We start from the raw sequence: 9,765 nt of genomic DNA, 5'->3' as shown, positions 1-9,765 counted from the left end.
ACATCAAAAAGGCAAGACCGTTATCGGTCTTGCCTTTTTTTGCGTCCAAATTGCGACAAACCAAGAATAAGGGGCGTAACACAGTGCTGTTCAGCAACAATTCTGGTCAACAACAAGGTAATCTCTCGGTCTGCCGCACTTCGCTTCTATTAGTTCCCTAATGGCCGACAAATTTCCTCATACAACTCTGCAATGCCTGACCGCCATCGCGCAGCATCATGGCCTGCAAGTGAATCCGGAGCGCCTGATCCACGACTACGCGTTGAACGCGGAGGAGCCCTCGTCGTCCATGCTGCTGGGGATGGCCTCGAGCATCGGGCTGAAGGCCAAGCTGCGTCAGCTGACGGTCGACAAGCTGCTGGGGCAGAAGGGCGTGTTCCCGCTGCTCGCGCGCCTGAAGGACGGCAACAGCATGATCGTCGTCGGTGCCCGCGCGGACGATGGCGGCGTGTTCGCCGTGCTCGATCCGCTGGGCGACCTCGGGGCCGTCAAGATGCTCGATCCGGCCTCATTCCAGTCGCTGTGGAGCGGCGAAGTCCTGTTCCTCAAGCGCACGTCGAAACTCTCCGACACGCGTCAGCCGTTCGGCCTGCGCTGGTTCATTCCCGAGATCCTGCTGCAGAAGGCGGCGTTCCGGGACATCGCCATCGCGGCGATGGCCATGAACATCCTCGGCCTCGCGTCGCCGATCTTCTTCCAGCTCGTGATCGACAAGGTGCTCGTGCACCATAGCGTGTCCACCTTGTGGGTGCTGGCGGCCGGCATCGGCATCGCGCTGCTGTTCGAGTCCACGTTCGGCTTCATGCGCCAGATCCTGACCCTGTGGGCCACGAACAAGATCGACATCCGCCTCACGCGGCGCACGTTCGCGCACCTGCTGTCGCTGCCCATCGATTATTTCGAGACCACGTCCGCGGGCGTGGTCGTGCGCCACATGCAGCAGATGGAAAAGATCCGCGGCTTCCTCACCGGTCGCATGTTCTTCACGGCGCTGGACCTGACCGCGCTGTTCATCCTGCTGCCGATCCTGTTCAGCTATTCGGTCAAGCTGGCGATGATCGTGCTGCTGTTTACGATGCTCATCAGCGGCATCGTCGCGGTGCTCGTGCCCACGTTCCAGCGCCGCCTGAACGACCTGTACACGGCCGAGGGCCAACGCCAGGCGCTGATGGTGGAAACGATCCACGGCATGCGCACGGTGAAGGCGCTGGCCATCGAGCCGATGCAGCGCCGCGCCTGGGACCAGCGCTCGGCCAATGCGCTGATCCAGCACTTCCGCGTGGGCCAGATCTCCATCACGGGCAATGCCATCACCGACTTCCTCGGCAAGCTGCTGCCCGTCGTGATCATCGTGATCGGCGCCCAGGACGTGTTCGACCAGACGCTGTCCGTCGGCGCCCTGATCGCCTTCCAGATGCTGTCAGGCCGCGTCAGCGGACCGCTGATCGCCCTGGTGGGCCTCGTCAACGAATACCAGGAAACCGCGCTGTCGATCCGCATGCTGGGCGAGGTCATGAACCGCGCGCCGGAAGGCCGCAGCGGCGGCCTGCGTCCCGAACTGCGCGGCAACATCACGTTCGACGGCGTCGTGTTCCGCTACCCGGGCGCGCAGAACAACGCGCTCGACCGCGCCAGCTTCGAGATCAAGGAAGGCAGCGTGATCGGCATCGTGGGCCGCAGCGGCTCGGGCAAGACGACGATCACGAAGGTCATCCACGGCCTGTACCGCATCCAGGAAGGCATCGTCCGCTTCGACGGCTACGACGCCCGCGAGATCGATTTGTCGCACCTGCGCCGCCAGGTCGGCGTCGTCCTGCAGGAGAACTTCCTGTTCCACGGCACGGTGCGCGAGAACATCGCCGCGACGATGCCCGAGGCCTCGTTCGAGGACATCGTCGAGGCGGCTAGAGCCGCCGGTGCCGACGAATTCATCGAGCGCATGCCGCAGGGCTACGACACGATGCTGGAAGAGAATGCGTCGAACCTGTCCGGCGGCCAGAAACAGCGCCTGTCGATCGCCAGGGCGCTGCTGGCCAAGCCGCGCATCCTCGTGCTGGACGAAGCCGCGAGCGCGCTCGACCCGGAAAGCGAAGCGATCTTCATCAACAACCTGTCGCGCATCGCCGTCGGCCGCACCGTGATCATGGTGTCGCACCGCCTGTCGACGCTCGTCAAAGCCGATTCGATCCTGGTCATGCAGCGCGGCCAATTGATGGACGCGGGCCGCCATGAAGAACTCCTGACGCGCTGCTCTACTTACATTCAATTATGGAACCAGCAAACAAGTCATCTGTGACCGCGCTCGATCCGACCGACATCGAGTTCCTGCCGGACGCCGACGAGATCGAACGCCGGCCGTTGCCGCCGTACGCGCGCATCACCGTGCACGCGCTGGCCGCGATGCTCGTGTGCTTCCTCGGCTGGGCCAGCATCGCCGAGATCGACGAGGTGGTGAAGGCGCAGGGCAGGCTGACCACCCCGTTGTCGAATATCGTCGTGCAGCCGATCGAGACGTCGATCATCCGCTCGATCGACGTGCGCATCGGCCAGGTCGTCAAGAAGGGCGAGCGCCTCGCCACCCTGGACCCGACGGACGCGGATGCCGACCAGGCGCAACTCCGCCTGAAGTTCGACAGCCTGGACACGCAGGTGAAACGCCTCGAGGCCGAACTGACCGGCCGCGGTACGCCGGCCGAGACGGGCAAGGTGTCGGCCGACACGCAACTGCAGGACAAGCTGGCGGGCGAGCGCCGCGCCAACTTCGCCGCGCAGATGGCGCGCCTGGAGGAGAACATCGCCAAGACGCGCGCCTCGCTCGACACGAACGTGCGCGACCAGCAGGTGCTGGGCGACAGGACGAAATCGCTGCGCGAGGTGGAGACGATGCAGGAACGCCTCGTCGACCAGAAATTCGGCGCCAAGGTCAACCTGCTGGACGCGCGCAACAAGCGCATGGAAGTGGAGCGCGACTACACGCTGGCGAAGAACCAGGAACCGGAGATCCGGCGCACCCTGGCCGGCCTGGAGGCGGAGAAGCGCGCGTTCGTGAACGGCTGGCGCCAGAAGATCATGGAAGACCTGCTGAACCTCACGCGCGAGCGCGACGCGACGGCCGAGCAGATCAAGAAGGGCACGCTGCGCCGCGACAAGGTCATCCTGACCGCGCCGGCCGACGCCATGGTGCAGGACATCGCCAAGCTGTCGCAGGGTTCCGTCGCGCAGGCCGCCGAGAAGATGTTCACGCTCGTGCCGCTGGGGACCGCGCTGGACGCCGAGGTGCAGATCGATTCGCTCGACGTCGGCCACGTGAAGCCGGGCGACGTCGCCCACATCAAGCTCGACGCGTTCCCGTTCCAGAAGCACGGCACCCTGGAAGCCAAGGTGCGCACCCTGTCCGAGGACGCGTTCAAGCGCGACACGGCGAATGCGGAATCGGGCACGGATGCCTACTACGTCAGCCGCATCGACCTGGGCGGCGGGAAGCTGAAGAACATGGACCCGCACGCGCGCCTGCTGCCGGGCATGACGCTGACCGCGGAAATCGTGGTCGGCAAGCGGACCGTGTTGTCGTATCTGCTGTGGCCCCTGACGAAGGGGCTGGACGAAGCGATCCGGGAGCCGTGATCGCCCGGCGCCGCGCGCCTGTCCTCAAGGCAGGGCGCGGTAGCCGCTCAGGAGCGACTGGTTGCTCCACAAATAATCCCACTCGCCAAACCGGCCGCACGTGGCGATGCCTGCAGCGCCCGCCCAGCCGCGCACGCGGGCGCGCCGTTCTTCCATTCCCTGCTCGAAGATGACGTTGCCGTAGGCGAGGCGGCGATGGTCGAGCACGACGATGTCGTCCGCCGCCGCGATGCACATCTTGCGCAGCGCGTAGACCGTGTTCTCCTTGAGTGCGTCGGGCGCATGGGCGCTGCCCGTGTCGTAATTGTAGATCTCGAACTGCAGCGAGCTGCAGCCGGGCGGCGCGTTGTCCGGCGATTTCACGGACGGCGAATAGGCGCGGCTGGCGGCGATGTCCTCGTCGTAGATGTAGAACCACAGGTCCTTCACGAGCGGCTTGTCGAAGCCGACGGAGACCAGGTCGATCGACGTGGCGTGCAGGCCGGCGCCGGCCGCGCGCACGTCGTCCGGGACGTTGCCGGCCAGGCGCACGAGCACGGGCAGCGGCAGCGTGCTGACGAGCTGCCGGTAACGCACCGTCGCGCCGTTCGCGAACGTCACGGTGCGCGCCGCGGTGTCGATGCCTGTCGCGGCGTGGCCTGTGCGGATCTCGGCGGCGTCGAGCAGCGGCTGGATGAACGCCTTGTAGCCGCCCGCGACGGGGTAGCGCATCTCCTTGGTGTAGTACGTGTTCGGCGTATCGCCCGTCAGGGCGCCGAACAGGATCTCGTCCAGTTCCGCGCGGCGCATGCGGTTGCCGATCCACGTCGTGGACAATGCGCGGGCCGGCACCGCCCAGTATTTCTGCGTGTAGCGCAGCGGGTACCGTTCGGCGATCGCGTCGCCGTACTGGTGGCGCAGCCAGCTTTCGTAATCGTCGTGCGCGAGCGTGTCGGGACGCGCGAGGAAGGACTTGATCAGGGCCACGCGCTGTTCCGGCGGCAGCGGATACAGGTTGTTCTGCACCGGGTGCTTGAGCCAGTAGCCGTCATCCCAGCAATACGAATCGGCCGGGTGCGTGAGATACGGCGTGCGGTCGAAGATCGCGCGCACTTCCGGTTCGCTCGCGAACGACAGGTGCACGGCGTGGTCGAAACGGAAGCCGTCGACCGTGAAGTTGTCGAGCAGGCCGCCGGCGCGGTCGCGCGCCTCGAAGACGACGGCCTGGCGGTTCAATTCGCGCGCGCGTAGCGCGGCGCCCAGGCCCGCGATGCCCGCGCCCAGAATGACGATATCGATGGTTTCCATGTCAGTTCGCTGCGAGGTAAGGGGCGAGTTCGCCCTCGAGATAGGCGGCGAGGGCGGCGCGCCAGTCGCGCATGGCCGGCCAGCCCAGCTGGTCGCATTTCCAGTTGTCCGCCGTTTCGTTGTCCGAGACGTTGGCCTTGCGGTTGAACGATGCGGCATCGGCGGGACCGACCTCGAGATCGAAGCCGGCCAGGCGCACGATCGCCTGCACGTACTCGTGGCGCGACGCCGAGCCGCCGTTCACGCAATTGAAGACGCCCGCGAGGCCGCTCGCGCCCAGGTCGAGCATGCGCGCCGCGACGTCGCCGCTGAAGCAGGGCACGCCCCGCTGCTGGACGTTCGAACGCATCGTCGCGCCGCTCGCCAGCGCGGCGCGGGCCTCGTCGATGCGGCGGGCGACGAAATTCTTCGGGATGTCCGGCGCGCCGCCGAACAGCCAGCCGGTGCGGACGACGAGGTTGTCCGGGCTCGCCGCCAGCACGCGTTCCTCGGCCAGCACCTTGCTGCGGTGGTGGTGCGTGGTCGGCCGCACGGCGTCGTATTCGCGCCAGGGCGCCGTGCCGTGGGCGCCGTACACGCCGGTGCTGGAGACGAACAGCAGCTTCGTGCCGGCGCGCGCGCAGGCGGTGGCGATCAGTTCGGTCAGCAGCAGGTTGTCGCGGTAGCAGGCGGACGGGTCGAGCTCGCACTGCTCGACGTTCGTGTTGGCGGCGGCATGGATCACGAGATCCCAGCCGGCAGCGAGTTCGGCGGGCAGGTAGGCCGGGGCGTCCGCCAGCGCGGGACGCGCCAGCGGCGCGCATTGCCAGCCGCGCGCGGCGGCCGCCTTGCCGATGGCCGTTCCCAGGAGGCCGCGGGCGCCGGTCAGCAGGATCTTCATGCGAGCGGGTAGGTGGCCAGGTCGACGTTGACTGCCTCGGCCGGATCGTGCGGGATGCTGGCCATGTTGCAGACCAGGTTCGCCCCGTCTCCGGTGCCGGTGAACGCCATCCACCAGCCCGGCGGCACCGTGAGCCTGCCGTAGTCGGCGTCGCCCAGCGTGTGCGAGGTCGTGCGGCCGGTGCCGGCATCGTGCAGGTGGAACGTGACGCTGCCCGCGACGACGACGAGGTTCATGGTCATGCGCGTATGCCGCTTCCAGCCTTTCGTCACGCCCGGATGCACGGTGGTGAAATAGACCTCGCCGAAGCCGGCGAAGCCCGGGTCGGTCGCCTTCATCGCGTGGTACACGTCGCCTTTCGGGTGGGCGATACGCGCCAGCGGCGTGAGCGTGCAGGGCGTCAGCGCGTCCATGCCAGCCCCCGGGCCGAGGCCAGCGCTTCGTATTCGCCGATCTGGGCGAGCGTCAGCGCGTGCATGTCGGCCTGCTCGCGGTAGTAGCGGTAATACCATTCGCTGACCAGGCGCACGCAGGTCTCGTAGTTCAGGTTTGCTTCCCAGCGCAGGTGGAACAGGGCCTTGTCGCAGTTCAGCTTGAGCAGCCCCGCCTCGTGGAACGGGATATTCCCGGTGACCTCGTACGCCTGTTCGGGACTCGCGAACTGCCAGTGGCGCGACAGGTCGCCCAGCAACTCCAGCACGGTGCGGTTCTGTTCCGCGCGCGGTCCGAAGTTGAAGGCTTCGCCCGACAGTTCCGGGCGTTCGTGCAGCGCCGCGCCCAGGGCGAGATAGCCCGACAGCGGCTCCAGCACATGCTGCCACGGCCGCGTGGCCTGCGGGCTGCGGATCTCGACCTTGCGGCCTTCCGACCAGTTGCGCATGCAGTCGACGACGATGCGGTCCTTGGCCCAGTCGCCGCCGCCGATCACGTTGCCCGCGCGGCCGCTCGCCAGCTTCACCTTGCAATCGGGCGCGCGGAAGAACGACCAGTAGTACGCATGGATGACCACTTCGGCCGCGCCCTTCGAGCCGCTGTAGATGTCGCGGCCGCCGATATGGTCGGTCTCGCGGTAGCCCCACAGCCACTCGACGTTCTCGTAGCACTTGTCGGACGTGATCATCACGGCGACGCAGGGGCGGTCGTGCAGGCGCAGGGCTTCCAGCACGTTGGTGGTGCCGATGACGTTGGTCGTGATCGTGTCCACGGGATCGCTGTACGACGTCGAGACGATCGGCTGCGCGGCCAGGTGGAACACGAAGTCGGGCTGGAAATCGGCGAGGACCCGGCGGACGGCGGCCAGGTCGCGCACGTCGCCCAGGTGGTGCTCGATATGCCCGGCCAGGCCGGTCTCCTCGAAGATGGAGGGCTGGGTCGGGATGCCGTCCGACAGGCCGGCGACGCGCGCGCCCAGCTTGAGCAGCCACATGACGAGCCAGGAACCCTTGAAGCCCGTGTGGCCCGTGACCAGCACCTTCTTGTTGCGGTAGATGTCGCCGAACATGATCACTCCCAGGTCTTCCAGGGCGCGCGGCCGGATTTCCACAGCTCTTCGAGGTGCATCTTGTCGCGCAAGGTGTCCATCGGCTGCCAGAAGTCGTGGTGGAAGAACGCCCGCATCTGGCCGTCGCGCGCCAGTCCTTCCATCGGCTGTTTCTCCCACGTGGTGGCGTCGCCGTCGATGTAGTCGATGGCCTGCGGCGAGAGCACGAAGAAGCCGCCGTTGATCCAGGCGCCGTCGCCCTGCGGCTTCTCCTGGAAGCTGGTGATCTCGTCGCCCTGCAGGTTGAGGGCGCCGAAGCGGCCCGGCGGCTGGACGGACGTGAGCGTGGCCAGCTTGCCGTGGGCGCGGTGGAAATCGACCAGCGCCGTGATGTTCACGTTCGAGACGCCGTCGCCGTAGGTGAAGCAGAACGCCTCTTCGTCGCGCACGTAGTCGCGCACGCGTTTCAGGCGGCCGCCGGTCAGCGTGTCGTCGCCGGTGTCCACCAGGGTCACCTTCCACGGCTCGGCGCTGCGCGTGTGCACTTCCATGCGGTTGTTCTGCATGTCGAACGTGACGTCGGACGTGTGCAGGAAATAGTTGGCGAAGTATTCCTTGATCACGTAGCCCTTGTAGCCGCAGCAGATCACGAAGTCGTTCACGCCGTGCGTGGAATAGCCCTTCATGATGTGCCAGAGGATGGGCTTGCCGCCGATCTCCACCATCGGTTTCGGTTTGACCGAGGTTTCTTCGCTGATGCGGGTGCCGAGGCCGCCCGCGAGGATGACTGCTTTCATGCGATGTCCTTGCCGTTTTTTCAGTTCAGGCGCCCGGTCTCGGTCAGCACCGTCAGGGGACGCGTGATCACCTTGTCCGCGCCGTATTCCAGCGCCTTCTTGCGTAGCAACAGGCCGTGCAGCCGTTCGCAGCACAGCCCCATCGTACGTTCTTCGTAACCTTCGCGCCGGATGTAATGGTTGTGGGCGAAGCGTGCCACGACCCCTTCGAGCTGGCGCATGGTCTCGACGAACCAGGCGACCGGCATGTAGCCCACGTTGCCCGCCGTGATGAAGCTGGTGCCGGACAGGAAGTTGATCGCCTCGTCGCTGTCGATCACGCCGCAGTCGACCGCGTCGCCGAAGAACATCAGCAGGTCGCGCCCGACCGCGTTCGCCGAGTACTGCTGCATGACCGAGCCGGGAAAATTGATGGGCGCCGAGATGATCGGGGTCGTGCCGTCGCCGATGAAGGCTTCGATGGGCAGATCCTGCAGCTCACTCGGGTGCGCGTGGTAGTTGAAGCCGCGCAGCTGGCCGATCTCGGCGACCAGGGCGTAGCGGCGGTAATGGCAGACGCCGACGAAACCGTCGGCATGCGCTTCTTCCAGCAGGCGGCGGATCATGAAGAGGGCCGCGTATTCGCCCAGCTTCATGTTCTTGTACGCCAACTGGGGCGCGTACACGCTCATGCCGATGCCGCGCTCCGGCACGTAGCCGCCGGTGCCGACGAGCGTCAGGAACGGCGGCAGGGGCCAGCCCGGATCCTTGTGGCTGATGCAGTAGAAGGGGGGCGGGGACGTCATGCGGCGAGGCCCTCCGTGTAGGCGGTGTAGCGCTGCCAGGCTTCCTCGATCTGGAAGAAGACCCCGCGCAGCTGCAGGTAGGCGGTGTGCACCTGGTCGCGCTTGTCCAGCAGTTCCTGGGTGCTGATCACGCCCAGGCGGTGCGAGGCGAGCAGCAGGTCGAAGTAGTCGGAGAAGCAATAGCCGAAATTCTTGTTCACGGCCGGATTCGATTCCGACTGCAGGCGCGGGTCGCGGCGGAAGTAGCTCAGCTCCTCGTCGAGGTAGAACACATCGCCGCCTTCGACCAGGTTGCAGTACGCGGACACGTCGGACAGCCCGATCGTGCAGTCATGGCCGGCCAGCGTGAACAGCCGCAGGTGGCCGATCTCCCACAGCTTCTTGCGGGTGAACATCACGGTGGAGAATTCGCCGACGAAGTTGCGCATGCCGAGGACCATGCTGCGGTGCAGTTCCAGGCCCGTCATCGAACCGCTGGCCTCGAACGCACGGCGGGTTTCGACGCGCAGGTTGTTGGCGTCGATGACCTGCGAGGCCGAGAACGTCATCTGGACGCGCGGCTGCGCAGTCATCGCGGCCACCATGCGCTCGACGCAGAACGGATGCAGGATGTCATCGTCGAACAGCGGCTTGATGTACGTGCCCTTGCCCGAGAAGAAAGCGGCGTGGATGTTGCCGTCCCTGGTCACCGAGCAGCGCTGGTAGATCACCTCGGGGAAGCGCGCGCAGATGTCGCGGATGGCCTCGGTCGGGCAGTTGTCGCTGACGAGGATCTCGATATTCGGGTATGTCTGGCCGATGGCCGAGCGCAGGCATTGCTCGAAGTGCTCGGGCTTGTACGACGGGATGACGATGCTGACTTTGGGGAGCGTCATGGAGACCGGAGTTCGTTGTCGTTCGTGAGAAAAAGTA

General features: G+C 66.1%; 9 protein-coding genes. 2 read left to right on the top strand and 7 right to left on the bottom strand.

From position 1 onward, the window contains the following. Positions 1-160 precede the first annotated feature (160 nt). Complete coding sequence (locus ACEN9H_RS26960) at positions 161-2,296, top strand: peptidase domain-containing ABC transporter (RefSeq protein ID WP_056129190.1); 2,136 nt, start codon at positions 161-163, stop codon at positions 2,294-2,296. Beyond that, a complete protein-coding gene (locus ACEN9H_RS26955; protein ID WP_413672717.1) occupies positions 2,293-3,624 on the top strand; it encodes an HlyD family type I secretion periplasmic adaptor subunit in 1,332 nt (443 codons plus the stop codon). Before ACEN9H_RS26960 ends, ACEN9H_RS26955 begins: the two co-directional genes overlap by 4 nt. Positions 3,625-3,648: 24 nt before the next feature. Here the strand turns inward: ACEN9H_RS26955 and ACEN9H_RS26950 are convergent, their stop codons facing one another. From ACEN9H_RS26950 to ACEN9H_RS26920, 7 genes are read right to left on the bottom strand one after another with little or no spacing between them, the layout of a single operon-like run. After that, positions 3,649-4,911, bottom strand: coding sequence for a protoporphyrinogen/coproporphyrinogen oxidase (locus ACEN9H_RS26950; protein ID WP_413672716.1), 1,263 nt, complete (start codon positions 4,909-4,911; stop codon positions 3,649-3,651). Between the two features lies 1 nt (position 4,912). Next, the gene (locus ACEN9H_RS26945) at positions 4,913-5,791 is read right to left on the bottom strand and encodes an SDR family oxidoreductase (RefSeq protein ID WP_413672715.1); all 879 of its coding nucleotides are present in this window, start codon (positions 5,789-5,791) and stop codon (positions 4,913-4,915) included. Beyond that, positions 5,788-6,204 carry a WxcM-like domain-containing protein gene (locus ACEN9H_RS26940; RefSeq protein WP_413672714.1) on the bottom strand — a complete coding sequence of 139 codons (417 nt, stop codon included), beginning with the start codon at positions 6,202-6,204 and terminating at the stop codon, positions 5,788-5,790. The genes ACEN9H_RS26945 and ACEN9H_RS26940 overlap by 4 nt, the downstream gene beginning before the upstream one ends. Further along, positions 6,192-7,334, bottom strand: a complete 1,143-nt coding sequence (gene rfbG / locus ACEN9H_RS26935) for a CDP-glucose 4,6-dehydratase (RefSeq protein WP_413672713.1) — start codon at positions 7,332-7,334, stop codon at positions 6,192-6,194. Before rfbG ends, ACEN9H_RS26940 begins: the two co-directional genes overlap by 13 nt. Beyond that, positions 7,295-8,068 (bottom strand): glucose-1-phosphate cytidylyltransferase, encoded by a 774-nt coding sequence (gene rfbF / locus ACEN9H_RS26930; RefSeq protein WP_413672712.1) that lies wholly within the window; start codon positions 8,066-8,068, stop codon positions 7,295-7,297. The genes rfbG and rfbF overlap by 40 nt, the downstream gene beginning before the upstream one ends. Positions 8,069-8,088: 20 nt before the next feature. Next, the gene (locus ACEN9H_RS26925) at positions 8,089-8,853 is read right to left on the bottom strand and encodes a hypothetical protein (protein WP_056129208.1); all 765 of its coding nucleotides are present in this window, start codon (positions 8,851-8,853) and stop codon (positions 8,089-8,091) included. After that, positions 8,850-9,728, bottom strand: coding sequence for a glycosyltransferase family 2 protein (locus ACEN9H_RS26920; RefSeq protein WP_056129211.1), 879 nt, complete (start codon positions 9,726-9,728; stop codon positions 8,850-8,852). The genes ACEN9H_RS26925 and ACEN9H_RS26920 overlap by 4 nt, the downstream gene beginning before the upstream one ends. Between the last annotated feature and the right edge of the window lie 37 nt (positions 9,729-9,765).

Origin of the sequence: Massilia cellulosiltytica (genome assembly GCF_047325105.1) — a bacterium.
Classification (GTDB): Bacteria; Pseudomonadota; Gammaproteobacteria; order Burkholderiales; family Burkholderiaceae_D; genus Telluria; species Telluria orientalis.
The sequence above is the reverse complement of the archived record's forward strand: the minus strand, read 5'-3'. Positions and strand labels throughout refer to the sequence as shown.